This is a genomic window from Achromobacter seleniivolatilans (genome assembly GCF_030864005.1).
GTDB lineage: Bacteria > Pseudomonadota > Gammaproteobacteria > Burkholderiales > Burkholderiaceae_B > Achromobacter > Achromobacter seleniivolatilans.
In genome coordinates, this window is sequence record NZ_CP132976.1 from 391,519 (window position 1) to 412,687 (window position 21,169).

Sequence of the window (21,169 nt, forward strand, 5' to 3'; positions counted from 1 at the left end):
ATGCCGCAATTTTTTATTGATCGACCAATTTTCGCCTGGGTAGTTGCCCTGTTCATTCTGCTGGCGGGGGTGTTGGCCATCCCGAACATGCCGGTATCGCAGTATCCCGATGTGGCGCCTCCGGCGATCACGATCACTGCCACCTATCCGGGCGCATCCGCCAAGGAAGTGGCGGAGTCGGTCACCAGTATCATCGAAGACAAGCTGAACGGCGCCAAGGGCCTGATCTACTACGAGTCGGTCAGCGATTCCTTCGGCACCGCGACGATCACCGTGACGTTTGCGCCAGGCACCAACCCCGACTTGGCGCAGGTGGACGTGCAAAACCGCGTGTCGAACGTCATTGCGCAGTTGCCCACTGCCGTGCAGCAGCAGGGCTTGCAATACGAGCAGACCAGTACAGGCTTCTTGATGATCGTGACGCTGTCGTCCGTTGACGGCACGCAAGATCAGACCGCGCTGGCCGACTACATCACGCGTAACGTGCAGAACCCGGTTTCCCGGGTTGCTGGCGTGGGCCAATTCCAGCTGTTCGCCGCGCCTCGGGCCATGCGCGTGTGGGTGGATGCCGCCAAGCTGGTGGGCTTCAACCTGAGCATGGCAGAGGTCAATCAGGCCATCTCCGGCCAGAACGTGCTGATCTCCGGCGGCAGCATCGGCGCGCCGCCCAACCCGGACTCGCAGCGTATTACGGCCACCGTCACGGCCAACGGCCAACTGAGCACGGTTGAAGGGTTTGGCAAGATCGTGCTGCGTGCGAACACCGACGGTTCAAAGGTGTTGCTGCGTGACGTGGCCCGCATCGAAGTGGGCGCCGACAACTATCAGTTGGGCGCCCGTTTGAACGGCAAGCCGACGGCCGCTTTCGCCATCGTGCTGCAGCCGGACGCCAACGCCCTGGCTACGGCGCAGGGCGTGCGCCAGCAAATGGAAGAACTGTCCAAGTACTTCCCGGCCAACATCAAGTACGCCATTCCCTACGACACCGCGCCGTACGTCAAGGTGTCGATCGAACAGGTGCTGCACACACTGGCTGAAGCCATGGTGCTGGTGTTCCTGGTGATGTACCTGTTCTTGCAGAACGTGCGCTACACCCTGATTCCGGCGCTTGTTGTGCCGGTGGCCATGCTGGGGTCTTTCGCGGTGATGCTGGCGTTGGGGTTCTCCATCAACGTGCTCACCATGTTCGCGATGGTGTTAGCGATCGGGATTCTGGTCGATGACGCCATCGTGGTGGTGGAAAACGTCGAGCGGATCATGGCAACCGAGGGGCTTCCGCCTAAAGAAGCCACCAAAAAAGCCATGCCGCAGATCAGCGGCGCCATCATTGGTATCACGTTGGTGCTGGTGACGGTGTTCCTGCCGTTGGCGTTCATGAGCGGGTCGGTGGGCGTTATCTACCGTCAGTTTTCGATCGCCATGGCGGTGTCGATTTTCTTCTCGGCCCTGTTGGCGCTGACCTTTACCCCCGCGCTGTGCGCAACCATCCTCAAACCGGTGCCCAAGGGGCATAACACCGAAAAGAAGGGCTTTTTCGGCTGGTTCAACCGCAAGTTCGACGCCACGACTCACGGGTATCAGAACTGGGTTTCGCGCATGCTGCACAAGGGCGGCCGCATGATGCTGGCCTTCCTGGTGCTGGTCTTGCTGCTGGCTTGGCTGTATCTGCGCCTGCCGTCTTCATTCCTGCCTGAAGAAGACCAAGGCTACGTGATCAGCAACATCGAACTGCCCGCGGGCGCCAGCGCCAACCGCACGATCGAGGTGATCGAGCAGGTTGAAGCGTACTTCCACAGTATTCCGTCAGTTGAAAACGTTATTGCGGTGCAGGGCTTCAGCTTCAACGGCAATGGCCTGAACGCGGCTATCGCGTTCACGACCCTGAAGGACTTCAAGGACCGCAAGGCCCGTGAAGACTCCGCTGGAGCGATTGCATTCAACGCGTTCCAGAAGCAGTTGATGGGCATTCACGACGCAACCGTGTTCACGCTGGTACCGCCTGCGATCTCTTCGCTGGGTAACGCCACCGGTTTCGATCTGCGCTTGCAAGATCGCGGCGGGGCGGGCACGGAAGCGCTGGCTGCAGCCACGGGCCAACTGATGGGCGCGGCGATGAAAAGCCCGGTGCTGTCTCAAGTCCGTATCACGGGTTTGGCACCAGGCACGCAGTTGAGCCTTAACATCGATCGCGACAAGGCTGCCGCCCTGGGCGTGAACTTCGACGAGGCGGCGACGCTGATTTCCACGGCTGTGGGTTCCGCCTACCTGAGCAAATTCCCCAACTTGGGCCGGATGCAGAACATCTGGGTCCAAGCGGATGCGCCTTACCGCATGCAGCTGTCTGATGTGTTGAAGCTGAATGCACGTAATGCGCAGGGCGGAATGGTGCCTTTGTCCACCTTCGTGTCGGCAGAGTGGGTCCAGGGTCCGATCCAGGTGGTGCGTTACAACAGCTACGAGTCCATGCGTATTGGCGGCAGTGCTGCTGCGGGCTACACGACTGGTCAGGCCATGGAAGAAATGCAAAGCCTGGTCGCGCAGTTGCCGCAAGGGTTCGGCTACGAGTGGACCGGTCTGTCGTACCAAGAACGGCAGGCGGGCAACCAGGCGCCGATTCTGATGGGGCTGTCGCTGCTCGTCGTGTTCCTGGTGCTGGCGGCGCTTTATGAAAGCTGGGCCATCCCGATCTCGGTCATGCTGGTTGTGCCGCTGGGCATGCTGGGTGCGGTGGGGCTGGTCAGTGCGCTGGGTATGTCGAACGACGTGTACTTCCAGGTGGGGATGGTGACTGTGATTGGTCTTGCGGCCAAGAACGCCATTCTTATCGTGGAGTTCGCCAAAGATCAGTACGCGCGGGGCATGGGGCTCTACGAGTCCGCGGTGGAAGCTGCGCGCTTGCGGTTCCGGCCGATTCTGATGACGTCGCTGGCGTTCATCTTGGGCGTGATTCCGCTGGCCATGGCCACGGGCGCCGGTGCTGCCAGCCAGCGCGCGGTGGGCCTGGGCGTGCTGGGCGGCATGTTGGCCGCCACGCCGTTCGCGGTGATCTTCGTGCCGACCTTCTTTGTAGTGGTGTTGGGCCTGTTCAAGACCCGGCCCCGTCTGTTGGGCGCCGAACTGCGCGCCTGGGAAGAAGAGCAGGCGGCCAAGAAGGCTGCCGCCGGTCAAGCCGCGCCGGACACGACGACCCCCATTCCCGCACAACCCCACGGTGGCCAGGAGGGCAAAGAATGAAAGCCCTGATGTTCAAACAGACCGCCTTGTCCGCCTTTGTGGCGGTGGCGTTGGCCGGCTGCTCGCTGGCCCCCGACTACAAGCGTCCTGACGCTCCCGTTACCGGCAACTGGCCAGACCAGCCCAAGGTGCAGTACGGCGGTTACGCGAATCCCACGACGCTGGGATCGCAACCGTCCACTTCGGTCATGCCGCAAGACGGCACGCCTGCCGCCTATCTGGGCTGGCGCGAGTTTTTCCGTGATCCGCGTCTGCAAAGCCTGATCTCACTGTCGCTGGTGAACAACCGCGACTTGCGAGTCGCAGTGCAGCGCGTGGAAGAAGCGCGTGCGCAGTACGGCGTGCAGCGCGGCGCCCAATGGCCGTCCATTGGCGCCGGCATCCAGGGCCAGCGGCAACACCTGCCGCCCAATATGCGGGCTGGCGGGCCTGATTCCAGTTCGATCAGCAGTTCGTACCAGGCCGGTATTGGCCTGACGACTTTCGAGATCGATCTGTTTGGCCGCTTGCGCAATTTGTCCGAGGCGGCGTACCAGCAGTATCTGTCAACGGAACAAGCCCAGAAAAGCGTGCAGATCACGCTGGTGGGTTCGGTGGCGCAGTCGTACTTCAATTTGCGCGCGGCCGAGGTTCAACTGGAACTCACGCAACGCACGTTGGCGTCACGTCAGGAGTCCTACAACCTGGTCAAGCGCCGCTTTGACGGCGGCGTGTCGTCCGAGCTGGACTTGAATCAATCCAAGACATTGCTGGATACGGCGTCGTCCGATCTTGCACAACTGGCTCGCGCGCGGGCGCAGGCGCTGAATGCGCTGGTGCTGCTGGTGGGCACGCCGTTGCCGGAAGATCTGCCAGCGCCTGCCACGTTTGGCCGTGACCAGTTGCTGGCCTCGGTACCTGCCGGGCTGCCATCTGACTTGCTGGAACGCCGCCCCGACATCGTCGCAGCGGAAAACCAGCTCTTGTCGGCCAACGCCAATATCGGCGCGGCGCGTGCGGCGTTCTTCCCGACGATTTCGCTGACCGGCCTGTTGGGTGTGGCCAGTCCGTCGCTGGGCGACCTGTTCAAGGGCGGCCAGGGCTACTGGAGCTTCTCGCCGTCTATCACGACGCCTCTGTTTGCCGGCGGCAGTATTCGCGAAGGGCTGAACTTGGCCAAGGCGCGCGACAACATTGCTGTGGCGCAATACGAGCAAACCATCCAGCAGGCGTTCCGTGAAGTGTCGGACGCGCTGGCCGGCGAAGCCACCTATGGCGCACAGCTGGATGCCCAGCGCGCGTTGCAGGAATCGTCGTCGCGTACGCTGGAATTGTCGAATTTGCGCTATACCAATGGTATCGACAGCTACTTGCAGGTGCAGACCGCGCAAGTGGACTTTTTCAATGCCCAGCTTTCGCTGGTGCAAACCGGCCTGGCCGCGCTGATCAACCGCGTTGAGCTTTACAAGGCGTTGGGCGGCGGCTGGGAAGAAACGACGAAAGAACCGACCAAAGTTACGACGGCTGCAGAATGATAGAACTGGGTGTAAATATTGATCACGTTGCCACGCTTCGGCAACAACGCCATACGGTCTACCCGGACCCGGTTGCCGCCGCGCTGCGTGCCGAAGACGCCGGCGCCGATCTGATCACGCTGCATCTGCGTGAAGACCGCCGTCACATTCAGGATGCGGACGTTTACGCCATCCGGCCGCAGCTGCGCACCCGCATGAATCTGGAATGCGCGGTAACGGACGAAATGCTGGAGATCGCCTGCGCGGTCAAGCCTAGCGACGTCTGCCTGGTGCCTGAAAAGCGCACCGAATTGACGACGGAAGGCGGGCTGGAAGTGGCTGGGGCAATGGGTCCGGTGTCGGACGCAGTTGGCTTGCTAATCGAGGCCGGCATTCGCGTGTCGCTCTTCATTGATCCGGACCCGGTGCAGATTGCGGCGGCTGCCAAGGCTGGCGCCACGGTAATCGAACTGCACACCGGCGCCTATGCTGAAGCCGAGGGCGAGGCAGCCCAGGCCGAATTGCAGCGTATCCGTCTGGCCGTGATCGAAGGCTTGCGCCATGGCTTGCGGGTGAACGCGGGCCACGGTCTGCACTACGGCAACGTCACGCCCGTGGCAGCGATCGACGGCATTGCTGAATTGAACATCGGCCACGCGATCGTGGCGCAAGCGGTGTTTGATGGCTGGGAGAAGGCTGTGCGTGACATGAAAGCCTTGATGATCCAGGCGCGCCTGCAAGCACTGCGGGGCCTGTGATCGCAGCGCAGAATCCCATGTCTGAAGCCCAGAAAACCGCAGCTACCCCTGCCGCCGCAGTAGCTCCTGCTGCTGCCGCGCTTGTCGGCGCTGCTCCCGCAGGCGCGCTTCCTGCCGGCGCCATCGCCGGCATTGGCATGGACTTGCTGCGCATCGACCGCATCGAGCGCGCGCTGGCGCGCCACGGCGACCGATTCGCTGAAAAGATCCTGGGCGTTGAAGAACTGCAAAAATTCCATGCGCGCCGCAGCCGTGATCCGGTGCGCGGGGTGCGTTTTTTGGCCACGCGGTTTGCGGCCAAGGAAGCTTTTTCCAAAGCGATCGGCCTGGGCATGCGCATGCCCATGACATGGCGCCGCGTGCAGACGCTGAACGCGCCTGGCGGGCGCCCCGTGCTGGTGATCGCGCCCGAGTTGCGGCAATGGTATGACGAGCGCTTTGGCGCCGCGCATGTTTCCATTACCGACGAATCCGACATGGCTGCCGCTTACGTGGTGGTTGAACGCAAGCCTTGAACCCGGCCTGCCGGCCCGTGGCAATGGCTTGCCAGACTTAGACAGAAGGACAGCCCCTATGGCCAAGAAGAAATCCAAGGCGGCCCTGCCTCCCGGCCCCGTGATGGTCGATGTGGCGGGTTACTCGCTAACCAAAGAAGAAAAGACGCGGCTGCGCCATCCGCTGGTGGGCGGCGTGATTCTCTTTGCCCGCAATTTTGAAAACCGCCGTCAGCTGACCAAGCTGACGCGCCAGATACACAAGGCGCGCAAGGAACCGCTGCTGATCCTGGTGGATCACGAAGGCGGCCGCGTGCAGCGTTTCCGCGAAGACGGCTTTACCGCCTTGCCCGCCATGCGCGACCTGGGCGTGCTGTGGGACCGCGATCCTTTGCACGCCATGCGCCTGGCGACCGAGGCGGGTTATGTGCTGGCGGCCGAGCTGCGCGCGTGCGGCGTGGACATGAGCTTTACGCCGGTGCTGGATCTGGATTACGGCGTCAGCAAGGTGATCGGCAATCGCGCTTTCCACCATGATCCGCGTGTGGTCACGATGCTGTCGCGTGCGTTGATTCAAGGTCTTGCCCTGGCCGGCATGTCGGCCTGCGGCAAGCACTTCCCCGGACATGGTTTTGTGGGCGCCGATTCCCACCACGAGATCCCTGTGGACCCGCGTCCGCTGGACGCCATCTTGAAGGACGACGGCGCGCCTTATGCGTGGCTGGGCGACGCCGTGCTGCCGTCGGTCATGCCGGCGCATGTGATTTATCCCAAGGTAGACAAGCATCCGGCTGGCTTTTCGAAGCGCTGGGTGCAGGGCATTCTGCGTAAGCGCCTGGCCTATGACGGCGTGGTGTTCTCGGATGACCTGACGATGGAAGGCGCATCGGTGGCAGGAGACATCCTGGATCGCGCCAACGCCGCTCTGGGCGCGGGCTGCGATATGGTGCTGGTGTGCAACCGGCCGGACCTGGCCGACGAGTTGCTGTCGCGCCTGAAGTTCGATCACGCGCCCGAGTCCGTGGAACGCATCCGCCGCCTGATGCCGCGTTTCGATGCTCCCGATTGGGATACCTTGCAGGCCGAAAGCCGTTATCAGAATGCCCGACGACTTCAATCTCAAATCATTCCTGGCTGATCTGCCGCATCTGCCGGGTGTTTACCGGCACCTGGATGCTGCGGGTGAAGTGATGTATGTCGGCAAGGCGCGCGACCTGAAGAAGCGCGTCTCGTCGTATTTCCAGAAGAACCTCGCCAGCCCCCGCATCGCCCAGATGGTGTCGAAAGTGGTGCGGCTGGAGGTGACGGTGACGCGCTCCGAGGCCGAAGCGCTGATCCTGGAAAACAACCTGATCAAGAGCTTAAAGCCGCGCTACAACATTCTGTTTCGCGACGACAAGTCTTACCCGTACCTGTTGATCACCGGCCATGACTGGCCACGCATTGCCTACTATCGCGGCGCAACCAACAAGCGCGGGCAGTATTTCGGGCCGTTTCCCAATGCCTGGGCTGTGCGCGAAACCATCCAGATCCTGCAAAAAGTATTCAGGCTGCGCACCTGTGAGGACACCGTCTTCGCCAACCGTTCGCGGCCCTGTCTGCTGCATCAGATCGGCCGTTGCTCGGCGCCTTGCGTGGGCGCTATTGAAGCCGCCGATTACGCGGGCGATGTTCAACGCGCCGTGCGCTTTCTGAACGGCGAAGCCAAGGATGTGATGGGCGAGATCGAAGCCCGCATGCAGCAGGCGGCAGGCGAATTGCGCTTCGAAGAAGCAGCGGCGCTGCGCGACCAGATGGGATCGCTTGCACGCGTGCTGCATCAGCAGACCATGGAAAACACCAGCGGCGAAGACACCGACATCATTGCGGTGGCTGTGGCTGGCGGCAAGGTCTGCGTGAATCTGGCGATGGTGCGGGGTGGCCGCCACTTGGGCGACAAACCGTTCTTTCCGACGCACGCGGAAGGAGAAGCCGCGCCCCAGGTGCTGGAAGCCTTCGTGGCGCAGCACTACACGGACAATGCCATGCCATCCGTGCTGGTCTGTTCGCACGCTTTGCCTGATCCCGGCTTGATCGATCTGCTGGTGGAACAGGCCGGCGGCCGGCCGTCACGGGTGCTTACCCGTCCGCAGGGCGCGCGGCGTTCGTGGCTGGAGCAGGCGCTGAAAAACGCCGAAATGGCCCTGGCGCGCGCGCTGACAGAGTCAGGCGCCCGCGCGGGCCGCACGCTGGCGCTGGCCGAGGCGTTGGATCTGGATACCGATGAAGCCGCCCTGGACGCGCTGCGGATCGAGTGCTTCGACATCAGCCACACGGCTGGCGAAGCCACGCAGGCGTCCTGTGTGGTGTTTGAACACCACGACATGCAGCCGTCGCTATATCGCCGTTACAACATCGCCGGCATTACCCCGGGCGACGACTACGCCGCCATGCGCCAGGTGCTCACGCGCCGTTTTGCCAAGGTGGCAGACGGCGAGGCGCAAATGCCGGGGCTGGTGCTGATCGACGGCGGCAAAGGCCAGGTGGAAGTGGCGCGCCAGGTTTTCGTGGAATTGGGCCTGGATATCCAAACTCTGGTGGGCGTGGCCAAGGGAGAAGGGCGCAAAGTCGGCCTGGAAACCCTGGTGTTCGCCGACGAACGGCCCCCCGTGGCCTTGGGCGGCGAGTCTGCCGCGCTGATGCTGATCGCCCAGGTGCGAGACGAAGCGCACCGTTTTGCCATTACGGGCATGCGGGCGCGCCGCGCCAAGACGCGCAACGTGTCGCGCCTGGAAGAGATCGAAGGCGTGGGCGCCCGGCGCCGCCAGCGGTTGTTGGCCCGATTTGGCGGGTTTTCGGGGGTGGCGTCAGCCAGCATCGAAGATCTGGCGTCGGTGGATGGAATTTCGCAGGACCTGGCGGAGCGGATTTATGAAGCGCTGCGGGGTTGAGCAGATGGCGCGTATGGCCAGGGAGCGGCCGACTTGCGGCGCCGAAGCTGCCAGCGTCATGCGGCTGAGGTAGCATACGGACACTATGCCAATTAACGTACCCATTATCCTGACGTGGCTGCGAATCGCCATGATTCCGCTGGTGGTCGGGCTGTTCTACCTGCCCGAGAGCTGGATATCCGTACCTACGCGCGACACATTTGCTGCCTGGGCCTTCATCATTGCTGCGTTGACCGACTGGTTTGACGGCTGGCTGGCCCGCCGCTGGAACCAGACCTCGGCATTTGGCGCGTTTCTGGACCCTGTTGCCGACAAGCTGATGGTTTGCGCCGCGCTGATCGTCCTGCTGGACTTGAGCCGCGTCGACGCGTTCATCTCGCTGATCATCATCGGCCGTGAAATTACCATTTCGGCATTGCGCGAATGGATGGCCAAGATCGGCGCCAGCGCGAGCGTGGCCGTGCACCGGCTGGGCAAATTCAAGACGGCGGCGCAGATGGTGGCAATTCCCTGCCTGCTGTACAACCAGCCCGTCTACGGCGTCAGCACCAAGATGCTGGGCGATGTGCTGATCATTGTGGCGGCGGTGCTGACGGTCTGGTCGATGCTGTACTACTTGCAACGCGCCTGGCCCGCCATTCGCGAAAAAGCCATGTGATGTTGATTTGAAAAGCGGGTGTGAATGCACCCGCTTGCAAGGCCAAAGACACCTCACGGCGGTCCCGCTCGCGCAAGACGGCCGCTGTGATATTCAAAGAGCGATCCGCCGGCTTGATCCGGCACGGCGTCACTGCCGCATTCGCCGAGAACACAACGCCTGGAGCTCTCCGGGCGTTGCCGGAGACAAAACCCGCGCACCGCCCCTGGCGGGCGTCACCTGCCGCTGCCCGCGGCCCTTTGCAATGAACACCGCTGCGAATACCTTGCCCTCGGAAACTGACGTCCGCTGGCGCGACTGGAAAACCATCCTGCTGATTGGCGTGGCCCACGCCTCGTCGCACTTTTTCCAACTGGTTCTTCCCTTGCTTTACATCCCGCTGGGAGCGGAGTTCGGCCTGGATTTCGCGCGGCTGGGGCTGCTGGTATCGACGTTTTATGTGGTGTCGGGCATCGGCCAGGCATCCTCTGGCTTCGTCGTGGATCGTATCGGCGCGCGGCCGGTGCTGTGGTTCGGGCTGACCTGCTTTGTGGTGTCAGGGCTGCTGATCGGGTCGTCCACTGGTTACCCCATGCTGGTTGCGGCGGCAGTCGTGGGCGGCATCGGTAATTCGGTGTTTCACCCGGCCGACTATTCCATCATCAACCATCGCATCACGGCGTCCCGGCTGGGACACGCTTTCTCGGCGCACGGGCTGACCGGCAATCTGGGCTGGGCGTTGACGCCTATCTTCATGACGTCCATTACTTTGCTTGCCGGCTGGCGCGTGGCGGCCTATAGCGCGGCGGGACTTGTGGCGGTGGTGTTGGTGCTGACGGTTCTTGGGCGCGGCCTGCTGGGTGGCCCTTCGCCGCTGGACACGCAGACGGACGCCAAGGGCGCTGCCAAGCCAGTCAAACCGCAGGAAGGCGTGTTGACCACCTTGGCCACGCTGCTCGCCAAGCCGGCGCTGTGGGGCGCATTCCTGTTTTTTGCCTTCACGTCCATCGCGTTGTCATCGGTGCAAAACTACACCATTCCCCTGCTGGGCCAGCTGTATGACCTGAGCAAGGTCGTGGCCAGCTCGGCCTTGTCCGGCTATATGGTGGCGTCGGCGGTAGGCATGGCGGCAGGCGGTTTTCTGGTGTCGGCCAACCCGCGCACCGAACGCACCGTCATGGTGGCGCTGATGCTGGCCGGCTTGACGCTGGTGGTGCTGGCGCTGGGTTTGGTGCCTGCTGTGCTGGCGGCGCCTGTAGTGGGGCTGGCGGGCTTTTGCTCAGGCGTCGCCGCGCCGTCGCGCGACATGCTGATCCGCCGCGTGACGCCCAAGGGCTCAACCGGCTCGGTCTATGGCCTGGTGTATTCGGGTATGGACGTGGGTTCTGCGCTGGGCCCGCTGGCGTTCGGTTTGCTGCTGGATGCCGGTTTGCGCCAAGGCCCGTGGATTGGCGCCGGTGTGGCGTTTACGGTGGCCGCGCTGTTGGCTCAGTGGATCGCCGTGCAGGCCCGGCGTGCCGATCCCGCTGCGGGCGTAGCAGTAGCTCGCTCGTGATCGGACGGTAGTTTCTACACCCCGCCGCTGCTTAGAGCGGCGGCATAGTCTGATCCGCTAGTTGCGCCAGATCAACTCGTCGCGGTGGCGCTTTCCCCAGTGGCAAACGCGTTGATGCAACGCAACGCCCTCTCATCTTCCTCCCGATGTAATGACCCTAAGAAATCAGGGGTTATTCAACAGGAGAGGCACATGAGAAAGAAAAGCGCGATGCTTGCAGTGGGTATTGTCCTGGGTTTGTGGGCGGGGCAGGCTACAGCGGCCCCTCGCCAAGAACCCATTTCCCCGATCGAAGCGGCGGTGATCAAAGATCCCGCCAAAGTCGAATTGGGAAAGAAGCTCTTCTTTGATCCCCGCTTGTCACGGTCAGGGGCAATCTCCTGTAATTCCTGCCACAACCTGGGCATGGGCGGGTCCGACAATCTGAAGGCGTCCATCGGGCACAAGTGGCAGCAGGGCTCGATCAATTCGCCCACCGTGTTGAACTCCAGCTTGAACATTGCGCAGTTCTGGGACGGGCGTGCGAAAGACCTGCGTGATCAGGCGGGCGGCCCAATCGCCAATCCGATGGAGATGGCGTCTACGCATGAGCTGGCGGTGCAGGTGCTGAACTCGATTCCGGGTTACCAAGCGGAATTCAAGCAGGTGTTTGGCAAGGACGTCATCACGATCGAAGAGGTGACGGGCGCTCTGGCGGCGTTTGAAGAAACGCTGGTGACGCCAAACTCGCGTTTTGACCAGTGGCTAAAGGGCAACGACAAGGCGTTGACGGTGAAAGAGCTGGCTGGCTATACGCTGTTCAAGAACAGTGGTTGCGTGGCCTGCCACAACGGCGCGGCCGTGGGCGGCAATTCATGCCAGAAGATGGGTCTGATCGCGCCGTACCAAACGGATAACAAGGCGGAAGGCCGCTCGGCGGTAACGGGCAAGGATGCTGACCGCTTCAACTTCAAGGTGCCAACCTTGCGCAACGTGGCGCTGACCTATCCGTACTTTCATGACGGCGAGGCGGCCACGCTGACCCAGGCGGTGGATGTGATGGGCCGTCTGCAACTGGGCCGCACTTTCACGGCCGAGGAAAACGCGCAGATTGTGGCGTTCTTGAAGACGCTGACGGGCGATCAGCCGGCCATCCAATACCCCGTGCTGCCGCCGTCGGAAGATGGCACGCCCCGGCCCGAGCCCTTTATGAAGTAGGCGGGGCAGGGCGTGGCAAGCGCTACTGGCGGACGGTGCGTACGTCCGCCGGCGGCGCGGTTTCAAAGTTGCTGCGCCAGGGGTTGATGTCCAAACCGCCCCGGCGCGTGTAACGCGCGTAAACCGTGAGTTGCTCGGGCGCGCAGGCTTGCATGATGTCGCTGAAAATGCGCTCAACGCAGTGCTCATGGAATTCGGCATGCTGGCGGAACGACACCACATAACGCAGCAACGATTCGCGATCGATAGGCGTGCCGCGATAGCGGATTTGCACACTGGCCCAGTCCGGCTGGCCGGTCACCGGGCAGTTTGATTTCAATAGACGCGAGGCCAGCGTTTCTTCGACGACATCGCCTGGACGCGTGCGCAACACCTCGGGAGCAGGCTCGTAGGTATCGATCTCGATATCCAGCTTGTCGATATAGATGCCATCCATTTCGCCCATCTGCAATTCAGAAAAGCGCTGGGGCAGGAAAAAGTCCAGACCGACCGGCGCGCCAGCAGCGGCGCTCAGGTCGCGTTCAAGGCGGCCGCGCAGGGCAGCCGAATTCACCAGACGCGTCTGGTTGAACGAATTCAGGTACAGCTTGAACGACTTGGATTCGATGATGTTGGGGCTGTCAGCCGGCACCGAGAACGTCGCCATGGCGACGCGCGGCTTGCCTTTGGCATCCAGCCAGGACAACTCATAGGCATTCCACAAATCCACACCCTGGAAGGGCAGATTGCCCGCGGTGAGATTGAGCGCCGCGCGGTTGTGCGAGCGCGCAATGGGAAAAAGCAGCGAGGGGTCGTACTGCGAGGCATAGGCCACGCTCTGGCCCAGCGGGCCGTGAGACAGCGTCATAGCGGATTCGTCGAAATCAGGGGAATTGGGGCATTGTAGGCCGTCCGAAAAACGGCCATTTTCCGCATTGTGAAATGTAAGTCCCGTCATGTGAAAGTGCCTGCTGCTGCGCAACGAGAGCGCGTTTCACAGATGACAATGTCGTTTCATAATACGAAACGCTGTTCGTAAGTCATTGATTGCTAGCAATAATATTTTTCGTCTTCTATAAGACATAAGCCCACATTGCTCTGCAGCAGAGGCATAGACTTTGTCCAACGATTCACGCAACGCAAGCCGCGAATCTTTTGAAGTCTTCTTATCACTGACCAGGAGCATCACCATGAGCACTCGCGAAACCGAAATCCGCAATTTGCAAAAAGACTGGGCCGAGAACAGCCGTTGGCAGGGCATCAAGCGCGACTACAGCGCCGAAGATGTCATCCGCCTGCGCGGTTCGATTGGCGTGGAACACACGCTGGCCCGTCGTGGCGCGACCCGTTTGTGGGAGCTTTTGCATAGCGAGCCTTTCGTGAATTCGCTGGGCGCCCTGACCGGCAACCAAGCCATGCAGCAGGTCAAGGCCGGCCTGAATGCTATTTATCTGTCTGGCTGGCAAGTGGCGGGCGACGCCAACCTGGCCGGCGAGATGTATCCCGACCAATCGCTGTACCCCGCCAACTCGGTGCCGCAAGTGGTTCGTCGCATCAATAACTCGCTTTCGCGCTGCGACCAGATCCAGTGGATGGAAGGCAAGAACCCTGGCGATGAAGGCTATATCGATTACTTCGCGCCCATCGTGGCGGATGCCGAAGCCGGTTTCGGCGGCGTGCTGAATGCCTTCGAACTGATGAAGGCCATGATCGACGCGGGCGCCGCGGGCGTTCACTTTGAAGATCAGCTGGCCTCCGTGAAGAAGTGCGGCCACATGGGCGGCAAGGTGCTGGTTCCCACTCGTGAAGCCGTGGCCAAGCTGGTGTCGGCCCGTCTGGCCGCCGATACGATGGGCACGCCCACCCTGCTGCTGGCCCGCACTGACGCCGATGCCGCAGATCTGGTGACGAGCGATGTGGACGAGAACGATCGCCCGTTCATCACAGGCGAGCGCACGGTGGAAGGTTTCTTCCGCACCAAGGCCGGTATTGATCAAGCCATTTCGCGTGGCCTGGCCTACGCGCCTTATGCCGATCTGATCTGGTGCGAAACGTCTACGCCCAATCTGGAATACGCCCGTAAGTTCGCGGACGCCATTCACCGCCAGTTCCCGGGCAAGCTGTTGGCGTACAACTGCTCGCCGTCATTCAACTGGAAGAAGAACCTGGACGACGCCACGATCGCCAAGTTCCAGCGCGAGCTGGGCGCTATGGGCTACAAGTTCCAGTTCATCACGCTGGCTGGCTTCCATTCGCTGAACTACGGCATGTTTGAACTGGCGCACGGTTATGCGCGCCGTCAGATGAGCGCCTTTGTGGAATTGCAGCAAAAGGAATTTGCCGCCGCCGAAATCGGTTTCACCGCCGTGAAGCACCAGCGCGAAGTGGGCACCGGCTACTTCGATGCCGTGACGCAAACCATCGAAAACGGCCAGTCTTCCACCACCGCGTTGACCGGTTCGACGGAAGAAGCCCAGTTCGAACACGGCAAGACGCAGAAGGTTGCGTAAGCATTTGATTGAGAGTTGCAGTTTGCAGTTGTAGGTGCTGTTGTAGGGTGGATTCAGGGTGCCTTCGGGCACCCTTTTTTTTGACTGCTCGCCCTGTCGTCGCCGACGGCGGGCGGGCCTGCGTTGATCTATGCTTGTCCGGTCAGGGCGCACGCCCTGGCGTTTGTCTACCGCGAGCCTGTCTGCGCCCGCGCCACTGCTACAAGGACAGTCATGGATGCCAAGATCACCGAAGTGCTTGAAATCTTTGAGGAACGGATTCGGCTTGAACGCGCGAGTCCGCGTGAGACGCCGCCGGGCGGGCGCGATGGCGGGCAGGACCAGCGGATGCGGGCCATCGGACCAGAAACCGGGCAGTTATTGAACACGCTGGTAAAAAGCCTGGAGGCGCCGACGGTGCTGGAACTGGGCACGTCATTCGGTTATTCCGCCATCTGGCTGGCCGAAGCCGCGCGCGCCACGGGCGGCCGCCTGATCACGATGGAACTGCATGAATACAAATCGGCGCACGCGCAGAAGATGGCAGCGCAAGCCGGCTTGTCGGATCTGATCGACTTCCGTGTTGGCGATGCCGTACAGATGATTGCAGCGCTGCCAGACAAGCTGGACTTTGTTTTCGTGGACTTGTGGAAGGACTTGTACGAGCCGTGCCTGGAAGCGTTCTACCCGCGATTGAAACCCGGCGCCATCATCGTTGCCGACAACATGCTGCGCCCCTCGCCTGAAGAGGTGAAAGGTTACCAGCGCGCCATTCGCGCCAAGCCCGGTATGACCAGTGTGCTGCTGCCCGTGGGCAGCGGCATTGAAGTCAGCCGATACGAACCTGACTGACGCGGCCGGCCAGCCGCGTCAGCCGGGTCAGATCAGGCAGTTGCCGGTTCGGCATTCAGCGATGCCATATCGATGACGAAACGGTACTTCACGTCGTTCTTGATCAAGCGTTCGTAGGCCTCGTTGACGGACTGGATCGGCACGATCTCAACATCGCTGACGATGCCGTGCTCGGCGCAGAAGTCCATCATCTCTTGCGTTTCTTCCATGCCGCCGATGGCGGACCCGGCCAGGGACTTGCGGCCCATGATCAGGTTGGCGCCGGGGATCGGGTCCAGCGGCGTCAGCGCGCCAACCAGCGCCATGGTGCCGTTCAGTGTCAGCAGCGCCATGTAGGGATTTACATCGTGGCTGACGGGTACGGTGTTCAGCAGGAAGTCGAACGAGCCTGCGTGCGCGGCCATCGCGTCGGGATCACGCGAGACCAGCACTTCGTCAGCACCCAGGCGCTTGGCGTCGCGGCCCTTGTCGGCAGACGTCGTGATCATCACCACGTGCGCGCCCAGTGCGCGGGCAAATTTGACGCCCATGTGGCCCAGGCCGCCCAGTCCGATGACACCCACCTTCTGGCCGGGGCCGACCTTCCAGTAACGCAGCGGCGAATAGGTCGTGATGCCGGCGCACAAGAGCGGAGCGACGGCTTTCAGATCGAGCTTGTCCGAGACCTTCACCACAAAGTGTTCCTTCACAACGATGCGATCGGAATAGCCGCCGAAGGTCAGTTGATCGCTTCCGCGCTCGTGATCGTTGTACGTCAGGGTGGCGCCTTCTTCGCAGTACTGCTCCAGGTTCAGGCGGCACGCCTTGCAGTGGCTGCAGGAATCCACCATGCAGCCCACGCCAGCGTAATCGCCGACCTGGAACTTGCTGACGTTCTTGCCAACCTGGGTCACGCGGCCGACGATTTCATGGCCGGGCACCATGGGGTAGACGGAATTGCCCCAGTCGCCGCGCGCTTGATGCAGGTCGGAGTGACAGATACCGCTGTATAGAATTTCGATCAGGACGTCGTCATCGCCCGGCTCGCGGCGGGTGAAGCTGAACGGAACGAGTGGGGTGTCGGTGCTGTGGGCGGCGTAGCCACGGGATTGGATCATGATGATTTGGAATCAATTTATTGAGCAGACGTTCACAATATTCCTCGCGATATCCGCTATCAAGCTAGAATTTCCGCATGCTTTATTGAGTTTATTTGCACAATCATGCTGCCCGACAACCTATCTCACTTGGCCGCTTTCGCCGCGGTCGCCCGTCACAGCAGCTTTCGCAAAGCGGGTGCTGAACTGGGCCTGTCCACGTCCGCGGTCAGCTACGCCATTCGCAATCTGGAAGAGCGGCTGGGCGTCAATCTGTTCAACCGCACCACCCGCAGCGTGGCGCTGACTGACGCGGGTCAGCGCCTGGCCGAACGTTTGCAGCCGGTGCTGCACGATCTGGGCGACGCGCTGGAAGAGATGAATCACTTCCGCAGCTCGGCCTCTGGCACGCTGCGCATCAATACGTCGCGTGCAGCCTCGTATATGTTGCTGATGCCGCTGGCAGCGCGATTTTTGGCGGCCTATCCGGGCATCCATCTAGAGATCGGCGAAGACGACAGCTTCGTGGATATTGTCGGGTCCGGTTTCGACGCGGGTGTGCGGCTGCTGGAAGCGGTGCCCGAAGACATGGTCGCGGTGCCCATCGGCCCCAAATTGCGGGCGGCGGTGGTGGCATCGCCCGCCTATTTGCAGGGGCGCAGCGTGCCTCTGCATCCGAACGACCTGATGCAGCACGAATGCGTCCGCTACCGTTTTCCCAGCGGCCGCTACTACAAATGGGAATTTGAAAAAGACGGCGTGGCGGTCGAGGTGGATGTGTCGGGCCGCATCGCCCTGAGCGACGTGCATGCGGAAGTGCGTGCCGCCGTAGACGGAATCGGCATCGGCTCTGTGCCGGAGAGTTATGTGAACGGCTTGCTGGAAACAGGGCGGCTGGTACGGATGCTGGACGACTGGTGCCCAGTTATTCCCGGCTTCATGTTGTATTACCCGAAGCAGCGGCGCGTGTCCTCCGCGCTTCGGGCATTTATTGATCTGGCCCGGCTGGAGGCCGCCGCAGCCGGGGTTTAGGGCACACCGCGTTTCATGGTTACGGGCGCGCGCTTTCCAGTGCCTGCAAGTCGTCCTCTGCCGCTGCACGTCCCAGCGCGGCCAGGCACTCGTCCAGGGGCGGAATGGTTTGCGCTAAAGCATCTACTGCGGCAGCATCCACTTTCGCCAAAGAAGGAATTTCGGCCAGCACGCGCACATCGCCAAAGCGTTCAATGGCTTCCTTGTTGCCTGCCGACAGCGGCCCGCTCATGATGACGCCCAGCACGGGAATGCCACGGCGTTTCAGCGCTTCAAGACTGAGCAATGTGTGATTGATGGTACCCAGGCCGCTGCGGGCGGCGAGCACGACGGGCATGTCCAGCCGGGCGATCAGATCGATCATCATGTGCGTGTCGTCGATGGGCACGTACAGGCCGCCCGCGCCTTCCACGATCAACGGCGCCTGTGTCACGGGCGGGACGATGCTGGTGGCGTCGACGACGGTGTCTTCCAGCGTGGCGGCAGCCCAGGGCGACAGCGGCGCCTGCAACACGTAGGCGGGCAGGTGCAGGCGTTCAGAAGGCAGCCGAGCCAGTTGCGCGACGGTTTCCGTGTCGCCCGGCTCTTCTGACACGCCGGTTTGCACCGGTTTCCAATAGTCGGCGTTCCAGGCGCGCGCCAGGATGGCGGACACCAGGGTCTTGCCTATGCCGGTGTCAGTGCCGGTCACGAAAACTCCGGCGGGGCGTTGCATCGATTTTTTCCACATACCGTAGGCCAGGTGATACGTCACCGTGGCTCCTTGTTCGTCAAATGCCGTCAACACGCGGCGCAGTTGCGCGGCGGAGAGCGGCGGGCGCCCAGGTGCAGGCGTGGTTGCCCCTATGCCTTTCAGACCCTTCAAAAAATTCAGGCCGTCAGGATGATTTTGTATCAGCCGTTCGCTGCGCACGCTACCGTTCAGATTGACCATAGCCGGACGGATGGCGGTGCGCGGCGGGTAGTGTGGCGTGGCGGCCACCAGGCAGGCGGCTTCGTGGGCGGCCTGCCATTCCTTGAAGGTGCCCTCGGCTAGCGTGGCAATGGCCAGATAACCGCCGGGGGCCAGCAGCTCGGCAAGGCGGCCCAGGCCGGTGTTCAGATCAGAAAACCACTGCACGGCCAGACTGGAGCAGATCAGGTCGTACTGGCCGGTCAGCGCCTGGGGCTGTTCGCCATCCAGCAAGGCGTAGCGCGCGGTGCCGGGCAGGGCGGGTCCGCGCTGCGCCGCGGCGAGCATGCCGGGCGCAATATCGGTCACGGTCCAGTCGGCTGCGCCCAATTGGCGTGCCAAAGCTTGCGTCAGCAGCCCGGTACCGCAACCGATTTCCAGAATGCGGGGACGCGGGGGCAGAGGCAGTTGCGCGATATCACTGGCCAGCCGTTCGGCCGTAATGCGCTGAATGGGCGCATGGTCTTCATAGCGGCCAGCGGCTGCGCCGAAGCGGGCGCCGACCTGATCATTGCGGAATGCTTGCGTCATGGGGCAGGAAAACAACTCGCGCCTTACGTCGCGGTAAGACGGGAGAGAAAGGCTGCAATATGGGCGGCGCACCAGGGCGCATCCGTAGCGGGCAACAGGTGGCCGCCGTGGTCATGCCATCGCCACTCATCGGCGGGCCGTTCGCCAAAGGCGGCCTGAGTCATCGTGGCGGGCACGATCGGGTCATCACGGCCAGCCAGGATCAGCAGGGGAACGGATAGCGCTGCAAGGGCGGCGCGCTGGTCTTCGTCTCGAAGGGCTTGCAGGTCTTGTGCCAGCTGCGGCACTCGGGGGGCGTCAAACGCCGCATCGTGTCCGCAGCGCTGGCGAAAGTCTTGCAGCACTGCGTTGGCGTCTGCCGCCAGCCGTTTGGCCATGCGGTCGAGCATGCGGACGGGGACGCCCGCTTCGAAGTCCGGCCCGGCGCCAAAACGCGGGAACCCGTTGATGGACACCATGCCGATGCAACCCGCTGGCAGGCCGCGCAACAGCTTCAGCACGCCTAGCGAGTGGCCGATGGCAATGACCGGGCCGTCGGGCGGGATCTCAGACCCGGACTCTGCGGCAGTGTTGTGGGCCGGATTTTGCGATTGCCCAAAGTAACCGGCGTCGGTTGCGGCTTGCGGCCAGTCGCGCAGTTGGGCACGCAGCGGCGCCCAAAACGAGGCATCAAAGGCCCAGCCGTGGACGAACAGCAGCGTGGGGCGCGGGGCGTTCGCTGAGGTCATGCAAGCACCGCCGCAAAGCCTTCGATCAATTGCGATACGTCGGCGTCGCGATGGGCGGCGCTTAGCGTCACCCGCAAGCGGCTGGTGCCTGCGGGCACGGTGGGCGGCCGGATTGCCACGGCCAAAAGGCCCCGGCATTCCAACTCTGCCGCCAAGGCCAGGGCGCGGGCTTCGTCGCCCACGATGGCCGGCACGATTTGCGTGGACGAGGCGCCGGTATCCAGCCCCATGTTTTGCAGCGCGGTGCGCAACCGGTCACCGGCTGCGGCCAGGCGCGCGCGCTCGTGGTCCAGCGTGGGAACCAGGTCCAGCGCGGCGTCCATGGCGCCGAGCACCGCGGGGGGCAGCGCCGTGGTGTAGATGAAGCCGGAACACGTGTTGACCAGGTAGTCGCACAAGGCGCGTGACCCGGCGACGTAGGCGCCAAATCCGCCCAGCGCCTTGCTGAAGGTGCCCATGGCCAGGTCGATGCGGCCGGGCGCGAGCCCCGCCAGCCCCATACCGTTCGGGCCCAGCACGCCGGTGGCGTGCGCTTCGTCCAGATAGACAAACGCCTGGTAGCGGTCGGCCAGATCGGCGAGCCGTGCGACGTCCGTGCGATCACCGTCCATGCTGAACACACTTTCCGTGATGATGAAGCGAGCGACGGGCTTACCGGCGACGGGCTTACCGGCCACGGCATCACTCTCCGTTTCCGTCCGGCCAGCCAGCAGGCTTTCCAGATGATCCAAATCGTTATGCCGGAAACGTATCTGTTTGATGCCCGCCGCCTGGCAGCCATGGTGCAAGCTGGCGTGGTTGAGCTTGTCGGCGTATAGCTCGACCGCGCCCTGGCTGGCTGCTGCGCGCAGCAGGGCGGGCAGCACGGCTGCGTTGGCTTGCCAGCCCGAGGCCAGCAGCAAGGCGGCTTCGGTGCCCTTCAAGCGGGCCAGCTTGGCCTCCACTTGTTCGTGCAAGTCCAGATTGCCGCAAACCAGGCGCGACGCCTGGGCGCCCGCGCCATGCCGGGCTGCCCATTCGCGGGCGCGCTCGATCAGCAGCGGGTGTTTGGACAGGCCAAGATAGTCGTTGCTGGAGAAGTTCAGCATCGGCACGCCGTTGACCACAATGCGCCCGGGCGGGGCGGCAGTGGCCGTGCGCAGGCGGCGGCGAACACGGCGGTCGTCGGCAAGCGCCAACTCGGAAGAAAACAGCGAATCCAGCTTTGACATCAAAAGTTCCGGCAGCGGCCG

The 21,169-nt window shown here is 62.5% G+C and carries 17 protein-coding genes; 12 read left to right on the plus strand and 5 right to left on the minus strand.

Translation table 11 applies throughout. The features are described 5' to 3' along the window. From RAS12_RS01790 to RAS12_RS01830, 9 genes are all read left to right on the plus strand, one after another. Positions 1-3,234: an efflux RND transporter permease subunit gene (locus tag RAS12_RS01790; RefSeq protein WP_306944788.1), complete on the plus strand. Its 3,234-nt coding sequence runs from the start codon at positions 1-3 to the stop codon at positions 3,232-3,234. After that, entirely contained in the window at positions 3,231-4,748 is a 1,518-nt protein-coding gene (locus RAS12_RS01795; protein WP_306944789.1) for an efflux transporter outer membrane subunit, read from the plus strand. The genes RAS12_RS01790 and RAS12_RS01795 overlap by 4 nt, the downstream gene beginning before the upstream one ends. Then, a complete protein-coding gene (locus RAS12_RS01800) occupies positions 4,745-5,485 on the plus strand; it encodes a pyridoxine 5'-phosphate synthase (RefSeq protein ID WP_306944790.1) in 741 nt (246 codons plus the stop codon). The genes RAS12_RS01795 and RAS12_RS01800 overlap by 4 nt, the downstream gene beginning before the upstream one ends. Before the next feature lie 17 nt (positions 5,486-5,502). After that, positions 5,503-6,000 (plus strand): holo-ACP synthase, encoded by a 498-nt coding sequence (gene acpS, locus RAS12_RS01805; RefSeq protein WP_306944791.1) that lies wholly within the window; start codon positions 5,503-5,505, stop codon positions 5,998-6,000. A 58-nt stretch (positions 6,001-6,058) separates the two neighbouring features. Continuing rightward, positions 6,059-7,117 (plus strand): beta-N-acetylhexosaminidase, encoded by a 1,059-nt coding sequence (gene nagZ, locus RAS12_RS01810; RefSeq protein ID WP_306944792.1) that lies wholly within the window; start codon positions 6,059-6,061, stop codon positions 7,115-7,117. Beyond that, positions 7,080-8,909 carry an excinuclease ABC subunit UvrC gene (uvrC, locus tag RAS12_RS01815; RefSeq protein WP_306944793.1) on the plus strand — a complete coding sequence of 610 codons (1,830 nt, stop codon included), beginning with the start codon at positions 7,080-7,082 and terminating at the stop codon, positions 8,907-8,909. The genes nagZ and uvrC overlap by 38 nt, the downstream gene beginning before the upstream one ends. An 85-nt stretch (positions 8,910-8,994) precedes the next feature. Beyond that, complete coding sequence (pgsA, locus tag RAS12_RS01820) at positions 8,995-9,567, plus strand: CDP-diacylglycerol--glycerol-3-phosphate 3-phosphatidyltransferase (protein WP_306944794.1); 573 nt, start codon at positions 8,995-8,997, stop codon at positions 9,565-9,567. Positions 9,568-9,811: 244 nt separating this feature from the next. Beyond that, positions 9,812-11,101, plus strand: coding sequence for an MFS transporter (locus tag RAS12_RS01825; RefSeq protein ID WP_306944795.1), 1,290 nt, complete (start codon positions 9,812-9,814; stop codon positions 11,099-11,101). Positions 11,102-11,293: 192 nt separating this feature from the next. Further along, positions 11,294-12,298 carry a cytochrome-c peroxidase gene (locus RAS12_RS01830; RefSeq protein ID WP_306944796.1) on the plus strand — a complete coding sequence of 335 codons (1,005 nt, stop codon included), beginning with the start codon at positions 11,294-11,296 and terminating at the stop codon, positions 12,296-12,298. A gap of 22 nt (positions 12,299-12,320) precedes the next feature. Here the strand turns inward: RAS12_RS01830 and queF are convergent, their stop codons facing one another. Continuing rightward, positions 12,321-13,145 carry an NADPH-dependent 7-cyano-7-deazaguanine reductase QueF gene (gene queF, locus RAS12_RS01835; protein WP_306944797.1) on the minus strand — a complete coding sequence of 275 codons (825 nt, stop codon included), beginning with the start codon at positions 13,143-13,145 and terminating at the stop codon, positions 12,321-12,323. Between the two features lie 322 nt (positions 13,146-13,467). Between queF and aceA the strand changes: the two genes are divergently transcribed. Further along, on the plus strand, positions 13,468-14,787 hold the full coding sequence (aceA, locus tag RAS12_RS01840) for an isocitrate lyase (RefSeq protein WP_306944798.1): 1,320 nt from the start codon (positions 13,468-13,470) through the stop codon (positions 14,785-14,787). 213 nt (positions 14,788-15,000) lie between these two features. Then, positions 15,001-15,618 (plus strand): O-methyltransferase, encoded by a 618-nt coding sequence (locus RAS12_RS01845; RefSeq protein WP_306944799.1) that lies wholly within the window; start codon positions 15,001-15,003, stop codon positions 15,616-15,618. A gap of 32 nt (positions 15,619-15,650) precedes the next feature. On the opposite strand, the gene RAS12_RS01850 is transcribed toward RAS12_RS01845, so the two are convergent. Continuing rightward, complete coding sequence (locus tag RAS12_RS01850; RefSeq protein WP_306944800.1) at positions 15,651-16,715, minus strand: NAD(P)-dependent alcohol dehydrogenase; 1,065 nt, start codon at positions 16,713-16,715, stop codon at positions 15,651-15,653. A 105-nt stretch (positions 16,716-16,820) separates the two neighbouring features. On the opposite strand from RAS12_RS01850, the gene RAS12_RS01855 reads away from it, so the two are divergent. Beyond that, positions 16,821-17,726, plus strand: a complete 906-nt coding sequence (locus RAS12_RS01855; protein ID WP_306944801.1) for a LysR family transcriptional regulator — start codon at positions 16,821-16,823, stop codon at positions 17,724-17,726. Between the two features lie 19 nt (positions 17,727-17,745). On the opposite strand, the gene bioD is transcribed toward RAS12_RS01855, so the two are convergent. Genes bioD through RAS12_RS01870 form a run of 3 tightly spaced genes read right to left on the minus strand, consistent with a single transcriptional unit; the run spans position 17,746 to position 21,148 of the window. After that, positions 17,746-19,209 (minus strand): dethiobiotin synthase, encoded by a 1,464-nt coding sequence (gene bioD / locus RAS12_RS01860; protein WP_306944802.1) that lies wholly within the window; start codon positions 19,207-19,209, stop codon positions 17,746-17,748. Between the two features lie 23 nt (positions 19,210-19,232). Next, complete coding sequence (locus tag RAS12_RS01865) at positions 19,233-19,937, minus strand: alpha/beta fold hydrolase (protein ID WP_306944803.1); 705 nt, start codon at positions 19,935-19,937, stop codon at positions 19,233-19,235. Then, complete coding sequence (locus RAS12_RS01870; protein WP_306944804.1) at positions 19,934-21,148, minus strand: aminotransferase class I/II-fold pyridoxal phosphate-dependent enzyme; 1,215 nt, start codon at positions 21,146-21,148, stop codon at positions 19,934-19,936. Before RAS12_RS01870 ends, RAS12_RS01865 begins: the two co-directional genes overlap by 4 nt. Positions 21,149-21,169 lie beyond the last annotated feature (21 nt).